General features: G+C 67.6%; 20 protein-coding genes and 1 pseudogene. 11 read left to right on the forward strand and 10 right to left on the reverse strand.

The genetic code is table 11. The features are described from left to right. Positions 1-8: 8 nt before the first annotated feature. On the forward strand, positions 9-572 hold the full coding sequence (locus BN3906_RS07880; protein ID WP_066586835.1) for a GNAT family N-acetyltransferase: 564 nt from the start codon (positions 9-11) through the stop codon (positions 570-572). A gap of 56 nt (positions 573-628) precedes the next feature. Here the strand turns inward: BN3906_RS07880 and BN3906_RS07885 are convergent, their stop codons facing one another. Both BN3906_RS07885 and BN3906_RS07890 read right to left on the reverse strand, forming a co-directional pair. Next, the gene (locus BN3906_RS07885; protein WP_066586852.1) at positions 629-1,645 is read right to left on the reverse strand and encodes a MerR family transcriptional regulator; all 1,017 of its coding nucleotides are present in this window, start codon (positions 1,643-1,645) and stop codon (positions 629-631) included. Positions 1,646-1,655: 10 nt separating this feature from the next. Continuing rightward, on the reverse strand, positions 1,656-2,351 hold the full coding sequence (locus BN3906_RS07890; protein WP_066586855.1) for a HEAT repeat domain-containing protein: 696 nt from the start codon (positions 2,349-2,351) through the stop codon (positions 1,656-1,658). A 291-nt stretch (positions 2,352-2,642) separates the two neighbouring features. On the opposite strand from BN3906_RS07890, the gene BN3906_RS07895 reads away from it, so the two are divergent. Then, complete coding sequence (locus BN3906_RS07895; RefSeq protein WP_066589523.1) at positions 2,643-3,047, forward strand: hypothetical protein; 405 nt, start codon at positions 2,643-2,645, stop codon at positions 3,045-3,047. Between the two features lie 92 nt (positions 3,048-3,139). On the opposite strand, the gene BN3906_RS07900 is transcribed toward BN3906_RS07895, so the two are convergent. Together BN3906_RS07900 and BN3906_RS07905 are read right to left on the reverse strand one after the other, a co-directional pair. Beyond that, entirely contained in the window at positions 3,140-3,331 is a 192-nt protein-coding gene (locus BN3906_RS07900; protein WP_066586865.1) for a DUF4177 domain-containing protein, read from the reverse strand. 178 nt (positions 3,332-3,509) lie between these two features. Then, positions 3,510-3,881: pseudogene (locus BN3906_RS07905) on the reverse strand (SPFH domain-containing protein); the annotation flags it as partial. A gap of 189 nt (positions 3,882-4,070) precedes the next feature. Between BN3906_RS07905 and lysS the strand changes: the two are divergent. The 5 genes from lysS (at position 4,071) to BN3906_RS07930 (ending at position 12,040) form a co-directional block, all read left to right on the forward strand. Further along, complete coding sequence (gene lysS / locus BN3906_RS07910) at positions 4,071-5,675, forward strand: lysine--tRNA ligase (RefSeq protein WP_066586871.1); 1,605 nt, start codon at positions 4,071-4,073, stop codon at positions 5,673-5,675. 161 nt (positions 5,676-5,836) lie between these two features. After that, positions 5,837-7,246, forward strand: a complete 1,410-nt coding sequence (locus tag BN3906_RS07915) for an acyl-CoA dehydrogenase family protein (RefSeq protein WP_066586873.1) — start codon at positions 5,837-5,839, stop codon at positions 7,244-7,246. A gap of 66 nt (positions 7,247-7,312) precedes the next feature. Continuing rightward, complete coding sequence (locus BN3906_RS07920; RefSeq protein ID WP_066586882.1) at positions 7,313-8,521, forward strand: acyl-CoA dehydrogenase family protein; 1,209 nt, start codon at positions 7,313-7,315, stop codon at positions 8,519-8,521. 181 nt (positions 8,522-8,702) lie between these two features. Then, positions 8,703-11,213, forward strand: coding sequence for an alpha/beta fold hydrolase (locus BN3906_RS07925; protein WP_066586886.1), 2,511 nt, complete (start codon positions 8,703-8,705; stop codon positions 11,211-11,213). Between the two features lie 11 nt (positions 11,214-11,224). Next, entirely contained in the window at positions 11,225-12,040 is an 816-nt protein-coding gene (locus tag BN3906_RS07930; RefSeq protein WP_261796919.1) for an SDR family NAD(P)-dependent oxidoreductase, read from the forward strand. A 36-nt stretch (positions 12,041-12,076) separates the two neighbouring features. Here BN3906_RS07930 and BN3906_RS07935 read toward each other — a convergent pair whose 3' ends face one another. Continuing rightward, on the reverse strand, positions 12,077-13,849 hold the full coding sequence (locus BN3906_RS07935; protein WP_066586894.1) for an AMP-binding protein: 1,773 nt from the start codon (positions 13,847-13,849) through the stop codon (positions 12,077-12,079). Positions 13,850-14,202: 353 nt separating this feature from the next. Here BN3906_RS07935 and BN3906_RS07940 point away from each other — a divergent pair, with 353 nt between their 5' ends. Beyond that, complete coding sequence (locus BN3906_RS07940) at positions 14,203-16,830, forward strand: ATP-dependent Clp protease ATP-binding subunit (RefSeq protein WP_066586897.1); 2,628 nt, start codon at positions 14,203-14,205, stop codon at positions 16,828-16,830. A gap of 32 nt (positions 16,831-16,862) precedes the next feature. Here BN3906_RS07940 and BN3906_RS07945 read toward each other — a convergent pair whose 3' ends face one another. Then, complete coding sequence (locus BN3906_RS07945) at positions 16,863-17,870, reverse strand: HhH-GPD family protein (protein WP_078057284.1); 1,008 nt, start codon at positions 17,868-17,870, stop codon at positions 16,863-16,865. Between the two features lie 73 nt (positions 17,871-17,943). Between BN3906_RS07945 and BN3906_RS07950 the strand changes: the two genes are divergently transcribed. Both BN3906_RS07950 and BN3906_RS07955 read left to right on the forward strand, forming a co-directional pair. Beyond that, a complete protein-coding gene (locus BN3906_RS07950; protein ID WP_066589537.1) occupies positions 17,944-18,630 on the forward strand; it encodes a carbonic anhydrase in 687 nt (228 codons plus the stop codon). A 129-nt stretch (positions 18,631-18,759) separates the two neighbouring features. Continuing rightward, positions 18,760-19,479 carry a hypothetical protein gene (locus tag BN3906_RS07955; RefSeq protein ID WP_066586900.1) on the forward strand — a complete coding sequence of 240 codons (720 nt, stop codon included), beginning with the start codon at positions 18,760-18,762 and terminating at the stop codon, positions 19,477-19,479. Positions 19,480-19,493: 14 nt separating this feature from the next. On the opposite strand, the gene radA is transcribed toward BN3906_RS07955, so the two are convergent. Next, a complete protein-coding gene (gene radA / locus BN3906_RS07960; RefSeq protein WP_066586903.1) occupies positions 19,494-20,885 on the reverse strand; it encodes a DNA repair protein RadA in 1,392 nt (463 codons plus the stop codon). A 122-nt stretch (positions 20,886-21,007) separates the two neighbouring features. Then, complete coding sequence (locus BN3906_RS07965) at positions 21,008-21,598, reverse strand: hypothetical protein (RefSeq protein WP_227871048.1); 591 nt, start codon at positions 21,596-21,598, stop codon at positions 21,008-21,010. A 143-nt stretch (positions 21,599-21,741) separates the two neighbouring features. On the opposite strand from BN3906_RS07965, the gene BN3906_RS07970 reads away from it, so the two are divergent. After that, the gene (locus BN3906_RS07970) at positions 21,742-22,326 is read left to right on the forward strand and encodes a CarD family transcriptional regulator (protein ID WP_066586907.1); all 585 of its coding nucleotides are present in this window, start codon (positions 21,742-21,744) and stop codon (positions 22,324-22,326) included. A gap of 22 nt (positions 22,327-22,348) precedes the next feature. On the opposite strand, the gene BN3906_RS07975 is transcribed toward BN3906_RS07970, so the two are convergent. Continuing rightward, on the reverse strand, positions 22,349-22,936 hold the full coding sequence (locus BN3906_RS07975) for a neocarzinostatin apoprotein domain-containing protein (protein WP_066586908.1): 588 nt from the start codon (positions 22,934-22,936) through the stop codon (positions 22,349-22,351). Between the two features lie 43 nt (positions 22,937-22,979). Beyond that, the gene (locus BN3906_RS07980; RefSeq protein ID WP_066586910.1) at positions 22,980-23,873 is read right to left on the reverse strand and encodes a fumarylacetoacetate hydrolase family protein; all 894 of its coding nucleotides are present in this window, start codon (positions 23,871-23,873) and stop codon (positions 22,980-22,982) included. Positions 23,874-23,885 lie beyond the last annotated feature (12 nt).

The following is a 23,885-nucleotide window of genomic DNA, read 5'->3' on the forward strand; positions in this document are numbered from 1 at the left end:
GACGCTCCATGACCGGTTTCGTCTGGCCCCTCCCGTCCGCCGACGTCGTCGGTGATCTTCCGGGCGGTGCCGTGCTGCGGCTGCGTGCGCCGGTGGACACGGACCTGGAGGGCCTGGTGGTGTCCGGCCGGGATGCGGGATCGAGGCGGTTCACCGGTTTTCCGGAGAACTACACCCGGCGGGACGCTGCCCTGTTCCTCCGGACGATGATGCACGACCCGGGCGCGATGCTGTGGATCGTCGACGACCCGGACCGCCAGGGAGGTTTCGGGGGCACCGTGGAGCTGCGTCTGGTGGAGTTGAACTCCGCCACCGTCGAACTGGGGTACACGACGGCACCTCATCTGCGGGGTCGTGGGCTGATGACTGCGTCGGTGCGGTTGATCTGCGAATATCTCTTCGACTACGGCGTCCACCGGGTGCAGATCCGGGCGAATCCGGAGAACCTCGCGTCCTGCAAGGTGGCGCTGTCCGCCGGCTTCCACCGTGAGGGGACACTGCGGGACGCCGAGTTCCTCCGCGGGGAGTGGAACGATCTCGACATCTTCTCACGCCTGGAGGGGGATGTCTGACGGGACCCGTCCCGGTCCGGAACCTCGGGCCGGACTCCTGAATCCGTCCCCGGAGATCATCTTCCCAGCAGGTAGTGGGCGGTACCTGCAACGGTGGTGTCCTCGTCGCCGGCGAACCTTTCCAGTGCCTCCCGGGCGCCGGCGCCGGGTATGTCGCCGAATGCCTGGACGATGCGGAGGCGGGCGGGAATGCCGCTGTCTTCCGCCGTGGTGAGGAGTTTTCCGATGACGGTGCTGCAGGCGCCGGGGTCGTCGCGGACGACCCCGGCGAGTGCGTCCGCCGCTTCCGTGTCACGGATTCCGTCGCGGACCATGCCGACCAGAGTATCGATGACCTTCTCCGGACGGATACCGCGCCGGGCGAGTGCGGTCGCCACCCGTGCTGCGGTGTCAGGGCAGATGTTCTCGTCGGTGTCGCTCATGAGCAGGACATCCTTCAACGCCGCGGTGGCGGCGGGGGCGTCGCTCCCGTCGAGGAGGTCGATGATCCTCCGGTCGGTCACCGGATCTCCCCCGATGCGCTCCAGGAGGTGACAGAAGAGCCCGGGTACCGCAGCCTCCCCGGAACGCAGCAGTGACCACCGCAGTGCTCCGGCGGCGTTGTCGTCGGGTTCCTCCAGGTAGGACGCCACGAGTGCGGCCACGGGTTGCCGGTCCGGAGACTGGATGACCGCGGCCTGCCGGCGGCGGGAGGGGCCCTCGCGCAGAGCTGTCAGCAGAGCGGTGACATCAAGGGCGTCCTTCCAGTCCGTGGGTGTGGCCGCACGGACCTCATCGAGGCGGTCGAGAAGTTCCCGCTCGGCGCGGATCCGGAGGAGGGTCCGCGCTCTGATGTCGTCGAGGACGGAGGCGGCGCTCATGTCGGGGTCGGTCAGGGCGTCCCGTACCTCAGCGAGGCTGAGGCCCAGGGAACGCAGGGCCTCCACCCGCAGCAGCCGGTCGAGGTCGGCCGGTGTGTAGTCGCGGTACCCGGCGGAGGTGCGGTGGGAGGGGGTGAGCAGCCCGGTGCGGTCGTAGTGGCGCAGCATGCGCACGCTGACGCCGGAGAGTTCCGATACCTCGCCGATGCGCATGGGACCGAGCCTACTGCGCCGGCCCGTTAGACTCAGGGACGGCAGTGTGCCCTTCGGTCGTGGGTCTGACCGCGGCCGTCTGATACTCCGCGGCGTCGAAGCTCAGGTCGGCGTCGTCGAGCAGGACCAGGGTGGCCCGGGCGTGGTGGCCGCGGTGGGTGTCGGCGGTGTGAGCCTCCAGGGCAGGGCGGGCGGCATCCCCGAGCAGCAGGAGAGCGCGGGACAGGGACCGTCGGAGATCCCGGTCTCCGCGACCCAACTGTGTGGTGAGACGGTCCGCCAGAGCGGCGCGGTCACCGGGTGGGGCGAGTCCGGCGGCGGTCCGCCAGGCGGTGCGTGCGGTCTCCTCGTCGTCGCTTGTGAGGTGGGCGTCGGTGATGTGCGGCCAGGCGCGGGCGTCCCCGATCTTGGACACTGTGTGGAGTGCCTGGGCGACCGCCTGCGGAACAGGGGAGTGCAGTTCATCGAGTAGCCGGGGAAGCGTGTCCTCGACCGGGTGGCGGGTCAGGGCCCAGGTGAGCATGTCTCGGACGAAGAAGTCCGGTTCGACACGGCACTGTGCGATGAGTGCGGGGAGGTCGCCGGGCCGCGGGTCGGTACCTGCGGCGAGGGTGGCGCGCAGTCGGGTGTCGGCGTCGGAGGACGTGTAGGCACCTGTCAGGCGGTTGCTGTCGGAGCTGGTGGGCATTGTCGTGTCTCTGGTCATGTCTCCAGTGAAGACCCTGTCACGGTGTCAGGGTCAAGGTCAGGGTCACGCTGGGCCTGACCTCATCCCGAGAATGACTAGACAGCTTGGTCTATGTGATGCTACCGTCGTCGACGTTGATCACGAAGCTCACTGAGCGACGCACCTGACCCGGGCCGGAACCCCGGGGCGTCCTCCGGCTCCGGACGGACTGAAGTGACTGGCAACCGTGTCGCGTACATCGGTGCCTCCGAGAGAGATCAGCCCCGCTGGACGACAGTCCGCGAGGAAACTGCGAAACACAGGAGCATCATGCGTACAACGCACTGCACCCTGCACACTCCAGGACACAGCGTCCATTACCTTCAGAGTCGGCGGATCACCGACTTTGCCCGGCGCTTCCCCGACCGGTGCGTCCCGGTCACCGTCCGTGACCTCGGAGCCGGCTGGTTCGAGATGCCCGCCGAGGGTGGGACCCGGCTCAGCTGGAACCACGACCCCGACCTCGTCACCGACGTCGCGCGCGACTCGGTCTACGGGGAGGTGGTCCACGTCCCCGACTTCGAGGCCCTTGTCCGCTGGGTCGGTGGCAACCGCGCTGCCGGACCTGTGGAGGGATCCGGTACAGTCCTCATCCCCGCCTGGGGTGGCGCACGTCCCTGTCTCACCGTCGACGGATACCGCGGCGTCCGCCAGGAGGCTCGCGATGAGCGGTGAGAGGTCTGCCCCTTTGCAGGCCGCCATGTCCTGCGAATGTGCCGGAGGCGCGGTACGACCGTGCCGCGGGTATCGCGGGGCGGCCCGGACCCTCACTCCCGCTCGAAGACGATGATCACCCCGTCAACGCCGCCTGGCCCCACCCTGCCCTTGACGTCGACCGAGGTCAATGACTTGTAGCGCCAGCCGTCGGCGGCGTGCCTGTTGAGTTCCTTCTCCAGCTTCCTGGCGGACATCTTTCCGCCGATGAGCCCTTCACGCAGCTCCACGACCTTGTACTCCATGCCCCGACCCTACCGGCGTTCAGCGGTCGGCGTCCTTCCGTGGACGTCCCCGCCTGGGCAGGTCATCGGCGGCCCACCGGGCGATGGCCTCGTAGACCGCCGGATCGATACGCAGCGGCACATTCTTGCGTGCCATGGTGTGTGCCTCTCCCCGGCTCTCCCCGCCTCGTCCGGCGGTTTAGCTGTACAGCCCACCGGTGTTGACCACCGGTTGCGTCGGCGAGTCGGAGCACAGCACGACGAGCAGGTTCGAGACCATCGCCGCCCGCCGCTCCGGATCGAGGTCCACGATGTCGCGTTCCTCGAGTTGGTCGAGTGCCGTCCGCACCGTCGACACGGCGCCGTCGACGATCTGTTCGCGGGCGCACACCACGGCCTGCGCCTGCAGCCGTTGCAGCATCGCCTCGGCGAGGCTCACCGCGTCCGCGCTGCCGGTACTACTGGTGCCGTAAGGGTGTGTGGTGGCGACGTGCCGCAGGACGGACTCCGACTGGGAGTGGATGAACTCCTCGACATCCTCCACCTCAAAGGTGGCCTTGGCGGTGTCGGCGTCCGGCAGATCGGGGAGTGGGGAGGGGGCGAGGGTGCCAGACATGGTGTCGTCCTATCCGTCAATGTGATATCGGATTCCGCTGTAAGTTGACATCACTGTTGGTCGAGCGTCGGCCGTGGCGCGGTGGTCTACACCGGTGGACGCGCACTCCGGTGTCCGACCTGCCATGCAGTAGGCTGGGGGACCGTGACTGACGCGAAGCAGACCCCCCAGAGTGCAGATGCCGACGACCTCCCCGAGCAGCTGAAGATCCGCCGGGAGAAGCGTGCCCGCCTGCTGGCGGAGGGGAAGGACGCCTACCCCGTGGTCGTGCCCCGGACCCGCACCCTGCGCGAGATCCGGGATTCCTACCGGGCCCTTCCCGGGGATCCGGAGGAGGCGGCGGCTGTCGCGCGGGTCGACGGGGTGACCTACCTGGAGCCCGGTGAGGAGACCTCCGACGAGGTCGCGGTGGCCGGTCGGGTCATGTTCGTCCGCAACACCGGCAAGCTCTGCTTCGCCACCCTCCAGGAGGGTGACGGTACCCGTATGCAGGTCATGCTGTCCCTCGCGGAAGTGGGGGAGGAGGCCCTGGCGTCCTGGAAGGCGGACGTGGACCTGGGGGACATCGTCTCCGTGCACGGTCGGGTGGTCTCCTCGCGGCGTGGTGAGCTTTCCGTCATGGCGGATTCGTGGGCCATGGCGTCGAAGTCCCTGCGTCCGCTGCCTGTGGCGCACAAGGACATGAGCGAGGATTCCCGTATCCGGCACCGTTACACGGACCTGATCATGCGGGAACAGGCTCGGACCAACGCCCTGACCAGGATCAGGGTCGTGAGGGCCCTGCGCAACGCCCTGGAACGCCGTGGTTTCCTCGAGGTGGAGACCCCGATGCTGCAGACCCTCCACGGCGGCGCCGCGGCCCGGCCTTTCCGGACCCGTTCCAACGCCCTGGACATCGACCTCTACCTGCGTATCGCTCCGGAGCTGTACCTCAAGCGCTGCGTGGTGGGCGGCATCGACAAGGTTTTCGAGGTCAACCGGAACTTCCGTAACGAGGGGGTGGACTCCTCCCATTCGCCGGAGTTCGCGATGCTGGAGACCTACCAGGCCTACGGCACCTACGACACCGGGGCGAAGCTCATCCATGACGTGATCCAGGAGATTGCGGTCGAGGTGTTCGGGTCGACCACCGTCACGCTCGTCGACGGCACGGAGTACGACTTCGGTGGTGAGTGGCGTTCGATGGAGATGTATCCGTCGCTCAACGAAGCTCTGGCCCGGAAGTTCCCGGAGCAGACTGTGGTGCCGGAGGTGACCGTGGAGACCTCCGTGGAGGACCTGAAGAAGCTGGCGGACCTCATCGGTCTGGAGGTTCCGGAGAAGGGTGGCTGGGGTCACGGCAAGCTTGTCGAGGAGATCTGGGAGTTCCTCTGCGGGGACCAGCTCTACGGCCCGGTGTTCGTGAGGGACTTCCCTGTGGAGACATCGCCGTTGACCCGTCAGCACCGGACGAAGCCGGGGGTGGCGGAGAAGTGGGATCTCTACGTCCGTGGCTTCGAGCTGGCGACGGGTTACTCCGAGCTGGTCGACCCGGTGATCCAGCGTGAGCGTTTCGAGGACCAGGCCCGGCTGGCGGCCGGTGGTGACGACGAGGCCATGGTCCTGGACGAGGACTTCCTCGAGGCGATGGAGCAGGGTATGCCCCCGACGTCGGGGAACGGCATGGGGATCGACCGGTTGCTCATGGCGCTGACTGGTCTGGGGATCCGGGAGACGGTGCTGTTCCCCATGGTCAAGCCGGAGCACTGACCGGGCCCCGGGGCAGCTCCACCCCCGTCGGGGGTGTCTGGTCCGGTGTGCGGTGCAGCACGATTCGTAGAATTGTGACGCGGATCATGGTGAATGGCTATGATGAAATCATCACTATTCATCCGTCCCTGTCCGAGTACAGCGAAAGGTAGCTGCCCGCCATGAGCGACCGAAGCAAGCGGAACGATTCCACGCCCGGCCTGAACACCATCAAGCGCGACGCCACCGGCGCCGTGATGCGGGTACTCACCCGTTTCACCGGCTCCGAGCTTGCGCAGCGGTACGGCCTCGGCGAGAAGATCGACCGAGTGGCCTACGAATCCACCAGGGGCGGAATGCGCACCCTCGGTGCCATCAACCGCCAGTTCAAGAAGGTCAAGGGATCCGGACGCCCGGTGCGGCTGGAACCGCAGCCCGGTGAAGCCGGAGGAGCGGAGGACGCCGCCAGGCCGGCGAAGGTCCTCTTCGACCTCACCCCGACCGAAGACCAGGAGATGCTGGTCGGCGCCGTCCGCGAGTTCGCCGAGGAGCAGCTCCGGCCGGCCGCCCATGACGCCAACGAAGCCGCCGCGACCTCCCCGGAGGTCTTCGCCGCCGCAGCCGACCTCGGCATCTCGCTGATCAACCTGCCCGAGGAGTACGAAGGCCTCGCCTCCGAATCCTCCGCCACCACCGGTGCCATGGTCGCCGAGGCCCTCGCCTTCGGTGACATGGGACAGGCGGTCGCCGTTCTCGCACCCGCAGGAGTGGCGAACACGATCACCAACTACGGCGACGACGCCCAGCAGAAGACCTACCTGCCGGAGTTCGCCGGACAGAACGTCCCCGTGTCCGCCGTCATCGTCAACGAGCAGCGCGCACTGTTCGACCCCTTCGTCCTGCAGACCACCGCGAAGCGGGAAGGGGACGACATCGTCGTCAACGGGGTGAAGACGATGGTCCCCAACGCCGGCTCCGCGGAACTGTTCGTCGTGGCCGTCGACCTGGACGGGGTGAACACCTTCGTCATCGTCGAATCGTCCACCGACGGCGTCATCGTCGAAGCGGACCCGTCGATGGGACTGCGCGCTGCATCCCTGGGACGGGTGCTGTTCAAGGACGTCCGCGTCCCGGCATCCAATCTTCTCGGCGGGGCGGACCTGGACGCCGACACCAGGGGGGAGAACTACACCGAGATCATCCGCCGGGCCCGCCTCGGATGGGCGGCCCTGGCGACCGGCACCTGCGAAGCGGTCCTCGAGTACGTCAAGCCCTACGTCCTGGAACGTCAGGCATTCGGTGAGCCCATCGCCAACCGGCAGGCCGTCGCCTTCATGGTCGCCAACATCAGGATCGAGCTGGACGGTCTCCGCCTCATCACGCTGCGCGGGGTGTCCAGGCTCGACCAGGGACGCTCCTACAACCGGGAGGCCGGGCTCGCCCGCCGTTTCGCCGCGGACAAGGGAATGCAAATCGGTTCGGACGGGGTCCAGCTGCTCGGAGGGCACGGTTTCACCAAGGAGCACCCGGTCGAACGCTGGTACCGCGACCTGCGTGCCGTCGGTGTCGCCGAGGGCGTCGTGGTCCTCTAGCCCGCACAGTGAACTCCACCGGCACCGCCGGTTCCGAAAATCAGCAGAGCATTCAGGAGAACTGACATGATCAACCTCGAACTCCCGAAGAAGCTGCGGGCGACCGCCAACCAGGCGCACCAGGCCGCAGCAGAGATCTTCCGACCGATCTCCCGCAAGTACGACCTCGCCGAGCACGAGCGTCCGGTCGAACTCGACACCATGGCATCCCTCGTCGAGGGGATGACCGACGGCGGCGGCAACATGGCCGGCGCCTCAGGCGGACGCAGCGACAGGAAGAAGGATGACGGCGCCGTCCGCAACGGCGGGAACATGGCGTCGCTCATCAACGTCATCGAGACCTGCTGGGGCGACGTGGGACTGACCCTCTCGCTGCCGTACCAGGGTCTGGGAAATGCCGCGGTCGCCGCGGTCGCCACCGACGAACAGCTCAAGCGGTTCGGCAAGGTCTGGGCGGCCATGGCCATCACCGAGCCGCAGTTCGGGTCGGACTCCGCCGCAGTGGCGACGACGGCAAAGCTCGACGGTGACGAGTACGTGCTCAACGGCGAGAAGATCTTCGTCACCGCCGGTGAGCGTTGCGACCACGTGGTCGTGTGGGCCACCCTCGACAAGTCCGCCGGCCGTGCCGCGATCAAGTCCTTCCTCGTCCCGCGGGACACGCCCGGTTTCGAGCTGGTGCGCCTGGAGCACAAGCTCGGCATCCGCTCCTCCGACACCGCCCACTTCATCCTGGACAATGTCAGGGTCCCCAAGGACAACCTGCTCGGTTCCCCGGAGATCGACACGAAGAAGTCCTTCGCCGGTGCCATGGCGACCTTCGACAACACCCGCCCGCTCGTCGCCGGGATGGCCGTGGGTGTGGCCCGGGCGTCGCTGGAGAAACTCCGTGAGATCCTCACCGACGCCGGCGTGGAGATCGACTACGACGCCCCGGCCTGGAACCAGAGTGCCGCAGCCTCCGAGTACATCCGGCTCGAGTCCGACTGGGAGGCCGCCTACCTGCTGACCCTGCGTGCCGCGTGGATGGCGGACAACAGGCAGCCCAACAACAAGGAGGCCTCGGAGTGCAAGGCCAAGGCCGGCCGCATGGCGACCGAGCTGACGCTGAAGGCTGTGGAGCTGGCGGGTTCATTCGGTTACTCTGAGCGCTCCCTCCTGGAGAAGTGGGCCCGGGACTCCAAGATCCTGGACATCTTCGAGGGCACCCAGCAGATCCAGCAGCTCGTTGTCGCCCGGCGCGAGCTGAACCTCTCCTCGTCCCAGCTGAAGTAGCAGGCCAGGGTAAGGCCACGACGGCGTCCGGTCACACCGACCGGGCGCCGTCCGCGTTGTCTGCCCCGTACGTCCCGTACACCCCGTCGCCCCGTCACTGCGTCCCCAGGCGTGTCCGTAGATCCGCACATGTAATCACCATTCCACAAAACAGTTCTACTTTGTGAAGTAGACTTCCGGCATGAGTACACACACGCCGGACCGTCCGGGCACTGCGGACAATCCACTCGACCTGCTGATCGTCGGAGCCGGCCTGTCCGGGATCGACCTCGCGCACCACGTCTCCGCGAATTTCCCGGACTGGACGTGGGAGATCCACGACACCCACGATGATCTCGGAGGTACCTGGCACACCTTCCGGTACCCGGGGATACGCTCCGACTCGGACATGGCCACCTTCGGATTCCCGTTCCGACCCTGGCCCCACCGGGGCACCCTCGGACAGGGTGCGGACATCAGGGAGTACATCAGGGACGTGGCCAGGGACAGCGGGGCACTGGAGAGACTGAGGACAGGATCCTGGATCCGGGACTCCGACTGGCGCACCGACCGGAACCTCTACGCGGTCACCTCGGTCACCGGGGACGGGGAACGCACCATCTGGGCCCGACGGGTCCACTACGCCTCCGGCTACTACTCCCACGGCGCAGGCCACCGGCCCACCTTCCCCGGTGAAAAGGACTTCGCCGGACAGGTCATCCACCCGCAGGAATGGCCGGAGAACCTGGACTGCCGCGGCCGTCGGATCGTCGTCATCGGCTCCGGTGCGACCGCCGTGACCCTCCTTCCCGCCCTCGAGAAGGCCGGGGCCCGGGTGACTATGCTGCAGCGCAGTCCCAGCTACATCGCACCCATGCCCTCGGTGGACATCATCAGCGCGGTGTGGAGACACCTGCTTCCCCCGTCCGCCGCCTACCGCGCGGCACGGCTCAACCACGCGGCCAGGGACATGGCCCAGTACACCCTCGCGCAGCGGGCGCCGGGGGCGTTCCGCAGGGTCCTCCGGCTCATGCAGCGCAGGTACCTGTCCGCAGAGGAGATCGACCGGCACTTCACACCCCGCTACAGTCCCTGGGACCAGAGGGTGTGCAAGGCTCCCGACGGTGACTTCTTCACCGCGCTGAAAGGCAACGCCGACGTCGTCACGGACACTGTCGACAGATTCACCTCCGGGGGAATCCTCCTCGGCTCCGGGAAGACACTGCCCGCCGACATCATCGTGACCGCCACCGGTCTGGAACTCGAGGCGTTCGGGGGAGGGACGCTGAGCATCGACGGTGAACCTCTCGACCTCAGGGAACGGGTGTTCTACCGGGGGATCATGCTGGCGGGACTGCCCAACTTCAGCTTCACCGTGGGATACATCAACGCGTCCTGGACCCTGCGCTCCGACATGGTCTCCCGCTACATGGTCAGACTGTGGGGTACAGGCGAACGGTACTACTGTCCGGTACTTCCCCCGGGACGCCACGACCGGCCGATGCTCGAGTTCGACGCGGGCTACATCCGCCGCGGAATCCACCGTTTCCCCACCCAGGGCGACCACTCACCGTGGCACTACACCCAGAACTACCTCACCGAGCTGCCCGAGCTGGCATTCGGCGACCAGCGCAGGGACATGGCTTTCGGCGACAGGGCCCTGCAGTGTGCCGGGGCATGCTCCCCGGGGCCGGTGGTCAGGTCAGTCGGGTCGGCCGCACCTTTCAGGCCGACGGACCTGGGCGACCTCCCACCCACCGAGACAGTCACCGTCGCCGGTCGGACCGTCAGGATCCGACGCACCGGCACCGGGGGAGACTTCCGCACCGCCGGCACCACCGTGGTGATGATCCACGGGATCGGACGTTCCCTCGAGGACTGGGACGACCTGGTCGCCCTGGCAGGAAGAACCGGCTCCACCGGCTCCACCGGCTCCACCGGCGGTGACCTCGCCTGCATCGCCGTCGACGTGCCGGGCTTCGGGCTCAGTGAACCGCCCCGGGACGTCACTCTCGCCGACACCGCCGGACTCATCTGGGCGGCCCTGGACGCCGTCGACGGGCAGGACGCCACAGACAGTCCCGCCCCCGTCTCCCTTCTGGGGAACTCGCTCGGTGGCGCACTGGCGATGGAGATGACTGCTCAACGTCCCCACCTGGTCTCCAGCGTGGCACTGGTGGACCCGGCAGGCTTCGGCTCCGGGACGACCCCGCTGCTCAGGCTCCTCGCCGTACCGGTACTCGGCCTGATCAACGCGGCCGCCACCCGCCTGCCGGTCGTGTACCGCCCGGTGGAGCATCTCATCCTCCGCCGGCGGGGAGCGGTCACCGCCCACCGGCTCAGGGTCGCGGGCAGGGTCGCGGCGAATCCGGGCCGCGCCCGCACCTACCACAGGATGGTGAGGCACCTCGGTAGCCCGGCGGGTATCCGACCCGGATGGCGCAGAGACCTGCTCGACCGTTTCACCCGGGCGGTCGGGGACCGGATCCCCGTCATGCTCGCATGGGGCGCCGACGACCTGATCCTGCCCTACGGTGACTTCCGCCGGGCCCTCGAAAAGATACAGGTTGCGGACGCCGTGGTCTTCGACAACTGCGGTCACATGCCGCAGCTCGAGTATCCGGAGGAGTTCGCCGACGAGTACCGCAGATTCCTCGCCGGGGTCGGCGCGGGGCAGATCCGCCGCAGTGACATGGCGGGGGCGGCACTGTGAGGGCGCCTCGGGTGTTCCACAGGGGCGCCGGACGGTCCACCGGCCGTCCACGCCGTGTGCTGGTCACCGGTGCGGCCTCGGGTCTGGGCCTGGAGTTCGCCCGGGTGTACCTGGGTCGCGGGGACCGGGTGACGTTGACCGACATCCACGAGACTCCTCCGTCACCGGTGACCGCACTGTCCGGGGACTGGAGCTACCGGAAACTCGACGTGACCGATGAAGCTGACTGGGCCGCCGCCGCGCAGGAGGTCGGCTCCCTCGACGTGCTGGTGAGCAATGCCGGTATCGGTGTCGGCGGAAGGATCACCGGGACGTCCCTGGCGACCTGGCGACGTGCCCTGGACATCAACCTGCTGGGTTCGGTGCGGGGGGTCCGTGCGATGCTGCCGAGGATGGGCGGGGGAGGGCAGATCGTGCTGACCGCCTCCCTGGCGGGGCTGGTCCACGCGCCGTCGATGGCGGCCTACAACGCCACCAAGGCCGCGACCGTGGCACTGGGTGAGACCCTTGACGGGGAACTGAGGTGCCGGGGGATCAGCGTCACGACCGTCTGCCCCCAGTTCTTCCGCTCGGGTCTGGCCGGTTCACTCACCGGTGACGACGCCTCGGCCGACCGGGTGGCCCGTTCCCTGCTGAAGTACACCTGGCTGGACGCGGCCACGGTCGCTCGCCGGGGGGTGCGGGGTGCGGACGCGCGCCGGGTGACTGTGACCCCGGACGCCTTCGCCACACTGTCGTGGTACTCGAAGCGCTTCACCCGTGTCCCGTACCTGCTGGTGATGCGGTTGATCGGCAGGTGGGTGGACCGTCGCCTGGGGCCGAGCTGACGGCGTCCTTCCTCCCGGGGGCGGGCCTTCCCGGGATCAGTCCCCGTCCTGCATCCCGTTGTCGACGTCGGGCAGCAGTCTCGGGACGATCTTGCCGACGGCGTTGCGGGGCAGCACGTCCATGAACACGAAGTAGCGGGGCACGTTGTGGCGTGCCAGTTTCGCTTTCACGGCGAGTTTCGCCTTCTCCGCGAAACCTTCCTCCTGTTCCCCGTCGTTGAGCACGACGTAGCAGGCCAGTGCCTGCCCGAAGTCGGGGTCGGGGACGCCGTGGACCGCGACCTCGTAGACCTCCGGCATGTCGGCGATGACGTCCTCCGCCTCCTGCGGGTACACGTTCTCACCACCGGAGACGATCATGTCGTCGCTGCGTCCGGCGAGGTAGAACAGGCCGTCCCGGAAGTAGCCGAGGTCGCCGGTGGCGACGAGGCCGTGGAGGTTCTCCTTGTCGACACCGGGGCGGGTGTAGCCGTCGAAGAGCAGGTCGTTGCCGACGAAGACCCGGCCGATCTCACCTTCGGGAAGATCGTTGCCCTCGTCGTCGACGACTTTCAGGACCGTGGCCATCGGGGCCTTGCCGGCGGTTGTCGGATGGGCCTCGAGTTCCTCGGGGGTGGCGATGGACGCCCAGGAGACCTCGGTGGACCCGTAGAGGTTGTACAGGACCTTGCCGAACTTCTCGTGGGTGTCGCGGATGACACGGGCGGGCAGGGCTTCACCGCAGGCGACGATGTTGCGGACGCCGGGGCTGAAATTCTCGGGTACCGCCTCCAGCAGGCGGCGCAGCTGGGTGGGGACGATGGCTATGGTGTCCGGCCGGTTCGCCTCGATGAGTTTCACGGCGTCACGGGGGCTGAACCTGCGCTGGAGGATGAAGGTCGCCCGTAGGGCGAGGCCCAGCTGGATCTGGCAGAAACCCCAGAGGTGGAACATGGGTGCGGGGACGTAGTAGCCGCGGTGGTGTTTCAGCGGGATCCTCGACATGACCGAGGACGCCGGGAGGTAGGTCTTCGGTTCCGGGCGCCGGGCGCCTTTCGGTGTACCGGTGGTGCCGGAGGTCAGGATGATGGTGCGTCCTCTCCTCGGGTGGGCCGGGATCTTCTCGGTCCCGGGGGAGGTGCGCAGCACCTCGGTGAGGGTGGGCCACTGGGGGTTGCGTTCGGCGTGGTCGTCGGACTGCTGTGCTTCGGCGACGTTGCTCGCGTACTCGATGACGTCGTAGCCGAGGGACGCCCGGTGTCTCTTCTCCTCGTCGGTCAGGGGCGCGGCTGCGGAGTCCTGGTTCTCCTCCCAGCTGATGACGACGGGGCAGTCGTCGAAGCCCCGGGGCAGCAGGGGGATGAACTCCTCGTCGATGAAGAGCAGGTCGATCTTCTGCTCCTTCATCACAGCACGGGTCTGTGCGGCGGAGGCGCCGGTGTTGAACAGGACGATGTCGGTGCCGAGCCGGCCGTGGGCGCACAGGGTCATGAGGAATCCGCGGTGGTTCCGGCTGAGCATGCCGATCTTGTCGCGCTCGCGGACTCCGGTGCGGTACAGCGCCTGAGCGAGTCTGTTGGTCTGGTCGTGGAGTTCGCTGTAGGTGATGGAGCCGGCGTCGTCGATCACGGCCGTGTGGTAGGGGTCCTGTGCCGCGCCGAGGGCGAGTAGTCCTGCGGGGGTGAAGGACCACTGGTAGATGGCCTTGAGTGCCTTGCCCATCGCCAGTGGTCCCATGAGGCCGAGCACTCCGGACCGGAAAAGTGGCAGGGTGCCTTCCGCGAGTTTGGGGAGCTCCTTCAGGGAGACGGCGGGGTCGGATCCGTTCATGGTTCCTACTCTCGTGATCGGGGGCTGACGGAAGTGACGTACGGGCGTCTGAGCGCCCTTCTGTAACACAGATTACAGATAAAAATGGAAAGTTTTGCCCAATCACCGTTTTTGGCGCAGACGGCCTCCGACCGCCCGGGGTTCCGGCTTCCCGGGACCTGTTCGCTGACGGCGAACAGGTCGCCGTGGCGTCCCGGATATGCGTCCTGACCTGTGACGACGGGTCCTGTCGGCAGGGACGGGGCGCCGGGAACACTCCCGTGCTCCGCCGTGTTGACACTGCTGAGTCAACGAAGGGTCCGGAAGTCACTAAGGTGGTGCCCATATCCGACCCCGCGAGTAAGGGAGAGCTCATGTTCGAGAGGTTCACGGACCGGGCACGGCGTGTCGTCGTGCTGGCGCAGGAGGAAGCCCGCGCGCTCAACCACAACTACATCGGTACGGAGCACATCCTGCTCGGGCTGATCCATGAGGGGGAGGGAGTCGCCGCCAAGGCCCTCGAATCCATGGGGATCTCCCTCGAGGCGGTGCGCACCGAGGTCGAGGACATCATCGGCACCGGTGGTCATCCGCCGAGCGGGTACATCCCCTTCACACCGCGTGCGAAGAAGGTGCTCGAACTCGCACTGCGCGAGGCACTGCAGCTCGGCCACAAGTACATCGGCACCGAGCACATCCTGCTCGGCCTGATCCGTGAGGGTGAGGGTGTGGCCGCCCAGGTGCTGGTCAAGCTCGGCGCGGACCTGTCCCGCGTGCGTCAGCAGGTCATCCAGCTGCTGTCCGGGTACGAGGGCGGCGAGCCGGAGAGCGAGCACGCCTCGGACGAGCCGGCCACCGCCGGTGTCGGCGAAGGTGCCCCCTCCACCCCGTCAGGCAAGCCGGGCCAGAAGTCCAACTCTCTGGTCCTCGACCAGTTCGGCCGGAACCTGACCCAGGCGGCCAAGGACGGCAAACTGGACCCCGTCGTCGGCCGTGAGAAGGAGATCGAGCGCATCATGCAGGTGCTCTCGCGGCGGACGAAGAACAACCCGGTCCTCATCGGTGAGCCCGGTGTGGGCAAGACCGCGGTGGTCGAGGGCCTGGCCCTGGACATCGTCAACGGCAAGGTCCCGGAGACACTGAAGGACAAGCAGCTGTACTCCCTCGACCTGGGTTCCCTGGTCGCCGGTTCCCGCTACCGGGGTGACTTCGAGGAGAGGCTGAAGAAGGTCCTCAAGGAGATCAACCAGCGCGGTGACATCATCCTGTTCATCGACGAGATCCACACCCTCGTCGGGGCAGGTGCCGCCGAAGGTGCGATCGACGCCGCCAGCATCCTCAAGCCGAAGCTGGCGCGCGGTGAACTGCAGACCATCGGCGCGACCACCCTGGACGAGTACCGCAAGCACATCGAGAAGGACGCCGCCCTCGAGCGGCGCTTCCAGCCCGTGCAGGTCCCGGAGCCGAGTGTCGAGATGACGGTCGAGATCCTCAAGGGTCTGCGGGACCGCTACGAGGCGCACCACCGCGTCTCCATCACCGACGACGCCCTGGTCGCCGCGGCACGCCTGTCGGACCGTTACATCAACGACCGGTTCCTGCCGGACAAGGCCGTCGACCTCATCGATGAGGCCGGTGCCCGCATGCGTATCAAGCGCATGACCGCGCCTAAGGCCATCCAGGACATCGACGACCGGATCGCAGAGGTCCGTCGGGCCAAGGAAGCCGCGATCGACGACCAGGACTTCGAGAAGGCCGCCTCCCTGCGCGACGACGAGCGCAAGCTCACCGAGGAGCGTGCGGAGAAGGAGAAGCAGTGGAGGGCCGGCGAGCTCGACGATGTCGCCGAGATCGGTGAGCAGGAGATCGCCGAGGTCCTCGGTTCCTGGACCGGTATCCCTGTCGTCCAGCTGACCGAGGAGGAGACCTCCCGTCTGCTGCACATGGAGGATGAGCTGCACAAGCGGATCATCGGCCAGGAGGACGCCGTCAAGGCGGTCTCCCGGGCGATCCGCCGTACCCGCGCCGGTCTGAAGGACCCGAAGCGTCCCTCCGGATCGTTCATCTTCGCCGGTCCCTCCGGTGTCGGTAAGACGGAGCTGTCGAAGGCTCTCGCCGAGTTCCTCTTCGGCGACGAGGATTCGCTGATCTCCATCGACATGGGCGAGTACCACGACAAGTTCACCGCCTCCCGTCTCTTCGGCGCCCCTCCCGGATACGTCGGATACGACGAGGGTGGGCAGCTCACGGAGAAGGTCCGCCGCAAGCCGTTCTCGGTGGTCCTGTTCGACGAGATCGAGAAGGCCCACTCGGAGATCTACAACACCCTGCTGCAGGTCCTCGAGGAAGGCCGCCTCACCGACGGTCAGGGCCGGGTGGTGGACTTCAAGAACACCGTCCTGATCTTCACCTCGAACCTCGGCACCAGGGACATCTCCAAGGCCGTGGGCATGGGCTTCTCCTCGAGCGGCGAGACTGACGAGGCGGGCCAGTACGCGCGCATGAAGTCGAAGGTGAACGAGGAGCTGAAGAAGCACTTCCGCCCCGAGTTCCTCAACCGTATCGACGACATCGTGGTCTTCCACCAGCTGACCCAGAAGCAGATCGTGGAGATGGTCGACCTGCTGCTCAACCGGCTGCGTAAGGCACTGTCCGACAAGGACATGGCGCTCGAGGTGAGCGACACGGCCAAGGACCTGCTGGCCAAGCGCGGTTTCGACCCGGTGCTGGGAGCCCGTCCGCTGCGTCGCACCATCCAGCGGGAGATCGAGGACCACCTGTCCGAGGAGATCCTGTTCGGCAACGTGCACTCCGGTGAGATCGTGACCGTCGACGTGGAGAACTGGGACGGAGGTCCCCGGACCGAGAACGCCAGGTTCGTCTTCGGTTCGAAGCCGAAGCCGGCCCCCGTGGCGCTGCCCGCGGTGGACGTGGCTGACGGGGTCACCGAGGTCCCCGGGGTTCCCGAGGTTCCGTCCGTGGACGCCACCGACGCCAAGTAACCGGGATCCGACCTCCCCCGGAGTGACGGGAGCTACCGCGGCAGACGGTAGCTCCCGTCATTCGTCTTCTCGACCAGTCCGTCGGTCACCAGGGAGGCCAGGGCACGTGCCCTCTGCACGGGATCAGGTCCGGCGTCGGGAAAGTCGACGGCACTGCCACGGTCACGCAGCACCGCCATGATTCTTCCCCGGACCTGTCGGTCGGTGCCCTCGAACTTCTGTACTCTCCGCCTGGCCGCGGCCCGGTCCGCGTCAGACGGTTCCGGGCGCCCCAGCGCGATCCACCGGCAGCGGGAGGAGACGGGACAAACCGTGCATTTCGGGGAGCGTGCGGTGCACACCACGGCCCCGAGTTCCATCAGAGAGGCACACATCCCCAGTGCCTCGGTACGGCGGGAGCGGTCCTGCACCGGGTTACGGTAGCCCCGCCGGAGAAGGTCGGGGTCGTCGTCGACCCAGGGCATGAGGTCGGCGACGTCACCGAGGTCCCCGCTACGGGCCGGGCCCTGCAGGAACTCTCCGCGGACGAGACGCCGGTGGACCCTGCGCACGTTCGTGTCCACCACCGGTACCGCTGTACCGAAGGCGAATGCGGCCACGGCACGGGCGGTGTAACCGCCGATGCCGGGGAGCGCCAGAAGGTCGGCGATGTCCGTGGGCACTCTGCCGTCGTGACGGTCCACTATCGCCGCAGCGCACTCCCGGAGCCTCAGTGCCCGTCTCGGATAGCCGAGGTTGGCCCATTCCCTGAGAACCTCGTCGGTGGGGGCCACAGCGAGGTCGGCCGGTGCCGGCCACTTCTCCAGCCACCGTCTCCACAGTGGTTCCACCCGTGACACCGGTGTCTGCTGCGACATGACCTCACTGAGCAGTACCGCCCACGCCGAGGTGCCCTCCTCCCTCCACGGCAGGGGACGGGCAGTGGCGCGGTACCAGGAGTTGAGGAGTTCACCCAGGGTGGCGTCAGAACCGGCGGAGACGGCGGGGGCAGGGGACGCGGCGGAGGCGGTGGACTGGACAGGGTACTGGACGGCGGTCATGATTCCTCCACTGTGCCGTACCGGGGCGCGGCGCACCAGCCGGAGGTCCGACCGCCTCCTGTGCGGTGGCACAATGGTCACCATGACAACCGAGAAGACGGACCAGACAGCGACGTCGGACCCCCGCCACACTCCCCAGGGGGCGTTCGAGGCCCTGCGCCGGGGAAACTCCCGGTTCATGGCAGAGGAGTCCGCCCATCCCAGGCAGGACGGGGCACGTCGGGAACTGATGACGACCGGTCAGCGCCCTTTCGCTGTCGTGCTGGCGTGCTCGGACTCCCGGGTTCCCGTGGAGATCATCTTCGACCAGGGACTCGGCGACATCTTCGTCATACGGACCGCCGGCGAGATCACCGATCTGTCGGTCCTCGCATCGCTGGAGTTCGCGGTGGTCGGCCTGGGCGTCCCCCTGGTCGTGGTTCTCGGACACGAGAACTGTGGTGCGGTGAACGCCGCCCAGAACGCCCTGGAGACCGGCGAGCTTCCCTCCGGGTTCCAGCGGGTCCTGGTCGAGAAGGTCACCCCGTCACTGCTCGCGGCCAGGGCTGAGGGCGGGGACACCGCGGAGGACTTCGAGAGACACCACGTCGTCGAGATCGCCGCACACATTGTCGACCGCTCACCGCAGATACTGTCCAGACTCAGGGAGGGGACCGTCGGGGTGGTCGGCATGCGTTACCGGCTGTCGGACGGGATGACGGAACCGGTGGTGAACTATGGTCTCGACGTCCCGGGCACTCCGGGTCAGCCGCTGAACTGACCGCACCGTGTCCGGCCCCTGTGACCGCACCGTGTCCGGCCCCTGTGTCCGGACCGGTGCCCGGACCGCTGCGGGGCCGGGGGGTGTCGTGTCCGGGGCAGGACCACCGCGCTGGATAGACTGGACTGCGTGACCCAGCCCGCGTACCCAGGTAACCGCCCGCTCCCTCCCGAGATCTACCGCCGGCGTCGTATCGCCGCGGCAGTTGTCGCGGTCGTCGTGCTGGTGGTCCTGGTTCTCGTTGTCCGGGCCGTCGCCGGCGGCGGTGATCCCGAGGGGACGGCGTCGTCAACATCCGTTGTCCCGTCCACCGCCTCCTCCGCGGCGGACAGGACAGCCACCACGGCAACCTCCACAGCAACCTCCACAGCTACCTCCACGGCGTCGTCGGAATCTCCGGCCTCATCCACCGCCCCGGCGGGTACGACCACCTCCCTCGCCGCGGAACCGGGTGGGGAGTGCACCGCGGAAGACCTGGTCCTCTCCGTCAGCGCCGGCCTGCCGACGTACGCCGCCGGCGAACTACCGGACTTCTACCTTTCGGTCTCGAATCCGACCGGTTCAGGGTGTGCCGTGGACCTCTCGGCGAATCCGATGAGTTTCGAGGTCTACACTCTCAGTGACTATGCGCGGGTGTGGGCGGACACGGACTGCAACGAACCCACACTCACCGGGACACTCGAACTGGCCGCCGGGGAAGAGCGCAGTTTCGCGCTCAACGGCTGGTCACGGACGACATCCTCACCCGACCAGTGCACCGACAGGGAACCGGCGGGCACCGGAGCGTTCCTGCTGTACGGACGTCTGGGCGACAGCACCTCCGAACCCGCGACCTTCAACCTGGCCTGACCGGCGCCCCGCACTCAGGAACCGTCGAGTCCGAGTTCCCCGAGTGCACCGGCCACCGTGTGCACCGGGATGATCCGGAGCCCGGGGAGTGCCACACGGTCGGCGTCCCGCGTGGCGGCGGGAACCACCGCCGACGTGAACCCCAGCCGGGACGCCTCAGTCAGCCGGAGCCGAAGATCGGGGACCCGGCGTACCTCGCCTCCGAGGCCGACCTCGCCGACGGCGACCAGCCCCGTGGGCAGACTGTGGTCCCTGCTGGTCGATGCCAGCGCGAGCGCGGTGGCAAGGTCAGCGGAAGGTTCGGTGATCCGCATCCCCCCGACCGTGGCGGCGTAGACCTCGTGGTCCATGAGGTTGAGTCCGCATCTGGTCGCGAGGACTGCCAGTACGGTCGCGACGCGTCCGGGGTCCACGCCCGTGACGACCCGACGTGGATTATGCTGCTCCGACTTCAGGGCGAGGGTCTGGATCTCCCCGACCATGGGGCGACGGCCGTCCATGACGACCGTGACCGCCGTCCCGGACACCGGTTGATCCCGGTGGTTGAGGAACAGTCCGGACGGGTCGGGAACCTCCCGGATGCCTTCGGCAGTCTGTTCGAAACACCCCACCTCGTCGGTGGCCCCGAAACGGTTCTTCTGTCCCCGGAGGAACCTCAGCGAACTGTGCCTGTCGCCTTCGAAGTGCAGGACGACGTCAACGAGGTGTTCGACGGTACGCGGACCTGCCACAGCACCGTCCTTCGTCACATGGCCGACGAGCAGCACCGGGATGCCCGTCGTCTTCGCGAAGGTGGTGAGGGTGGCTGCCACGGCACGGGTCTGGGCCACACCGCCGGGAACCCCCTCGACGCCCGGTGCGTGCAGTGTCTGGAGGGAGTCGACGATCACCAGTTCAGGGCCGACAGTCTCGATCTGGCCCAGTGCGGTCTCCAGGTCGTGTTCTGCGGCCAGCCAGAGGTCACCTGACAGGGCATCCGTGCGCCCGGCCCGCTGACGGACCTGGCTGACCGACTCCTCGGCGGTGACGTAGAGGACACTTCGGCCCTGCCGGGCCCACCTGTTCGCGACCTCGAGAAGCAGAGTCGACTTACCGACCCCGGGCTCCCCGGCCAGGAGAACGGCACTTCCGGGGACCACCCCTCCGCCGAGGACCCGGTCGAGCTCACCGATGCCGCTCGGACGGTGTGCGGCCTCCGACGGGTCTATGTCCGTGACCCGCTGTGCAGGGGAGGTGGGCGTCAGTCCGGCGGGGACTGACCTGCCGGCGTGGGCGCCGCTGACGACGACGGCCGGGGCGGCTTCTCCCACGGTCCCCCATTCCCCGCAGGAGGGGCATCTGCCCACCCATTTGGGGACGCGGTAACCGCACGAGGAGCATTCGTATCCGGGGGTCTTCCTGGCCATGGTCGCACAGCCTAGTCCGGGCACCGGACACGGGAACGCGCGCCCACCGTGGCCGGTGGACGCGCGTCATGTCGGCGGGGTCGGCCGCCGTGACCTCCCTGTCGACGGGGAGACGGGAGGAACTAGTGGGAGGCGGGAAGGTCGGCGAGCTCACTGCCTTCCTTGGTCACACCGTCCTGGTCCCGGTGCAGGGTGCCCGACGGCGCGTAGTACGACGTGATCGGGGCGTTGATCTGGATGTCACCGGTGTCGAAGCTGAAAGTGATGTTGCGGGACGCGCCGGGGTAGAAGTCCGTCCCCTCGACCGTGGTGGGCAGGTACTCGGTGCAGGAACTCGTGTTGTCCTGGGCCCGCATGTCCTTCAGCCCCTGTTCCGAGTCCGCCACGAGGTTGCACCGCGGGTCGATGGTGCGGTTACCGCCGAGGTTGAATGTGGCGTCCTCGATCTTCACCGAGGAAAGCACCACCGGGTCCTTGTCGATGGCCTGGTTGGAGGCGTTGAACTTCAGTGCCACCGACCGGTCCTCCTGGATGATCAGGCTGACGTCGCGGACGACAGCGTCCCCGGACTCACCGTTGGTCCCGTTGACGGCGGGAACCTGGTTGGCGGTCTGGGAGATCTGACCGGCACCACAGGCGGTGAGGGCCAGTGCCGCGGAACCGGCGACCAGGGCGAGTGCGCCACGGGCGCCGGGGGACTTCAGGTGCTTCACTGTCTTCTCCTCCATTGAGGCATACGTCGTACTGCAGTCATCGTCCAGAATAGCCCCTGGGGACGCCCGGAACCTACTCAGTACCCCGTCCGGCAGGGCTGGTGGGGGAGGGACGGGGGAGGACGGTGGTAGAGTTTCAGGTCATGGAGTTCAACATCGGGGACGTTGTCGTCTACCCCCACCACGGCGCCGCAGAGGTCAGAGGAATCGAACAGCGGGAGTTCAAGGGCGAGACGGTCGACTACCTGGTACTCCGCATCCTCCAGGGTGATCTGCTGGTGAAGGTCCCCGCGGCGAACGCCGAACTTGTCGGCGTGCGGGACGTCGTCGGTGAAGAGGGCCTCCAGAAAGTCTTCTCTGTCCTGAGGGAGACCGACGTGGAGGAAGCCGGAAACTGGTCGCGCCGGTACAAGGCCAACCAGGAACGACTCGCCTCCGGCGACGTCAACCGGGTCGCCGAGGTCGTCCGTGACCTGTGGCGCCGTGACCAGGACCGGGGCCTGTCCGCAGGAGAGAAGCGCATGCTCGCCAAGGCGCGTCAGGTTCTCGTCGGTGAGCTGGCACTGGCCGAGGGCGTGGACGATGACAAGGCAGATGCCGTCATCGGATGGCTGGAGGAAGCTGTGCAGCGTCACCGGGACGCCGCAGCCGCCGCCCGCGCCGCTGCCGCCGCAGGTGAGGAGCCCAGGCACACCGTCGACCTCGATGAAGAGCTCGACGAGGACTGACCCCCGGCACCGCCGTTGGTGCTCAGTCCGCGAAGGTGACCGGGGCCTCACCGACATTGCGGAACTCATTGGCGTGGTCGCCGAAGAGTTTGAGCACACATGTGTCGACCGAGCAGTCCACGGCGTCCCCCTTCTCCGCCACGGTGAGGGTCACTTCGGCGTTGCCTTCGGCGTCGAAATGGTCGGTGGCGCGCTGCTCAGACTCCGGTGCGATCCACTTCGAGGCAGAACGGTCCCCGGTGCACTCCGGCGGTGCTCCCCGCCCCGCGGCGTCCGCCCCCGTGTCCTCCCTGCAGATCGCGAGGTAGTACCCGGCCGAGGTGTCCAGTCCGTGGAGGGTGACGATGATCTGTTCCCCGTCGATGAGGTTCTGGGTCTTGTCCGCGGAGATCTGCGGCGGACCGGGATCTTCCGGGGGAGTGTCCCCGGCAGCCAGCGGCGCCTCACTTGTCGGCGGAACGGTACCGGTGGAGTCGCCCGGGGTCTCCGTGCCGGCCGCGTCTGTCGTTCCGCCGGTGCCGTCCCCGTCGCCTGAGCAGGCGGCCAGGCCCACGGCCAGGACGGTTGCGGCGGTGAATGCGGCGGGACGGCGGGTGAGGGTGGTGGTCATCGGTGGACTCCTCAGCGTGGTGTGGTGAACGTCAGTTCTTAGTTCAACCTACCAAAGGCAGGGGTGAGCGCACCGTGGTTTCGACCGAACCCAGTCCGTCGACACTGACCGTCACCACGTCACCGTCCCTGAGGAACCGGCCGCTGCCCGCCCCCACACCCTCCGGGGTTCCGGTGAAGATCACGTCACCGGGTTCCAGGGTGGTGAACTCGGAGATGTACCGGACCAGGTCGACCGGAGGGAACACGAGGTCGGCGGTGGAGTGCTCCTGACGCAGCTCCCCGTTCACCCACGTCCGTAGGACGGCACCCCCGGCAACCGGGTCGACCCCGGTGGTCAGCCACGGTCCCAGCGCGGAGGACGCGTCCAGGTTCTTGCCCTGGAGCCACTGCTGGGTGCGGTACTGCCAGTCACGCTGCGAGAAGTCGTCGCCGACGGCGTACCCGGCGATCGCGGCCCTCGCGTCCTCCTCTGAGGCTCCTCCGGCGGCCCCCGGGAGGCGGCGTCCGATGACGACGACGAGTTCACCCTCGTAGTCCGCTTTCGCCGCCAGATGCTCCGGCACGGTCACGGTCGCGGAGGGACCGGTCAGTGCGGTGGGGAACTTGGCGAAGAGGGTGGGATGGTCGGGGACCGGGTGGCCCATCTCGACGATGTGCTCCCGGTAGTTCAGCCCCACGCACAGGGCCTTGCCGGGGCGGGGGACCACCGGCAACAGGTCGGAACGGTCCAGGGTCACCTCGGCACCGTCCCGGCGGAGGCAGGTCGACACCCTGGATTCCAGGTCGTCGGGGGACTTCGCCAGCAGGGTCCCGAGGTCGCAGCGTTCCACCACCCGGCCGGTGACGGTGGCCGAACCGGAGATGTCGGCCCCGTCGTCGATGAGCACCGTGGCGACACTGCCGGCTGCGTCGATGCGGGCTGTGGCAAGTTTCATGGGCTTCTCTCC

It is taken from the genome of Corynebacterium provencense, from assembly GCA_900049755.1.
GTDB classification, from domain to species: Bacteria; Actinomycetota; Actinomycetes; order Mycobacteriales; family Mycobacteriaceae; genus Corynebacterium; species Corynebacterium neomassiliense.

Bases quoted from the DNA above. Each gene is read 5' to 3' on its own strand.
- BN3906_RS07885 (WP_066586852.1), bottom strand. From the start codon at position 1,645: ATGCGCATCGGCGAGGTATCGGAACTCTCCGGCGTCAGCGTGCGCATG.
- BN3906_RS07980 (WP_066586910.1), bottom strand. From the start codon at position 23,873: ATGAAACTTGCCACAGCCCGCATCGACGCAGCCGGCAGTGTCGCCACG.
- BN3906_RS07975 (WP_066586908.1), bottom strand. From the start codon at position 22,936: ATGACCACCACCCTCACCCGCCGTCCCGCCGCATTCACCGCCGCAACC.
- BN3906_RS07915 (WP_066586873.1), top strand. From the start codon at position 5,837: ATGAGCGACCGAAGCAAGCGGAACGATTCCACGCCCGGCCTGAACACC.
- BN3906_RS07925 (WP_066586886.1), top strand. From the start codon at position 8,703: ATGAGTACACACACGCCGGACCGTCCGGGCACTGCGGACAATCCACTC.
- BN3906_RS07880 (WP_066586835.1), top strand. From the start codon at position 9: ATGACCGGTTTCGTCTGGCCCCTCCCGTCCGCCGACGTCGTCGGTGAT.
- BN3906_RS07935 (WP_066586894.1), bottom strand. From the start codon at position 13,849: ATGAACGGATCCGACCCCGCCGTCTCCCTGAAGGAGCTCCCCAAACTC.
- BN3906_RS07950 (WP_066589537.1), top strand. From the start codon at position 17,944: ATGGTCACCATGACAACCGAGAAGACGGACCAGACAGCGACGTCGGAC.
- BN3906_RS07895 (WP_066589523.1), top strand. From the start codon at position 2,643: ATGCGTACAACGCACTGCACCCTGCACACTCCAGGACACAGCGTCCAT.
- BN3906_RS07890 (WP_066586855.1), bottom strand. From the start codon at position 2,351: ATGACCAGAGACACGACAATGCCCACCAGCTCCGACAGCAACCGCCTG.
- BN3906_RS07940 (WP_066586897.1), top strand. From the start codon at position 14,203: ATGTTCGAGAGGTTCACGGACCGGGCACGGCGTGTCGTCGTGCTGGCG.
- radA (WP_066586903.1), bottom strand. From the start codon at position 20,885: ATGGCCAGGAAGACCCCCGGATACGAATGCTCCTCGTGCGGTTACCGC.
- BN3906_RS07945 (WP_078057284.1), bottom strand. From the start codon at position 17,870: ATGACCGCCGTCCAGTACCCTGTCCAGTCCACCGCCTCCGCCGCGTCC.
- BN3906_RS07970 (WP_066586907.1), top strand. From the start codon at position 21,742: ATGGAGTTCAACATCGGGGACGTTGTCGTCTACCCCCACCACGGCGCC.
- BN3906_RS07920 (WP_066586882.1), top strand. From the start codon at position 7,313: ATGATCAACCTCGAACTCCCGAAGAAGCTGCGGGCGACCGCCAACCAG.
- BN3906_RS07900 (WP_066586865.1), bottom strand. From the start codon at position 3,331: ATGGAGTACAAGGTCGTGGAGCTGCGTGAAGGGCTCATCGGCGGAAAG.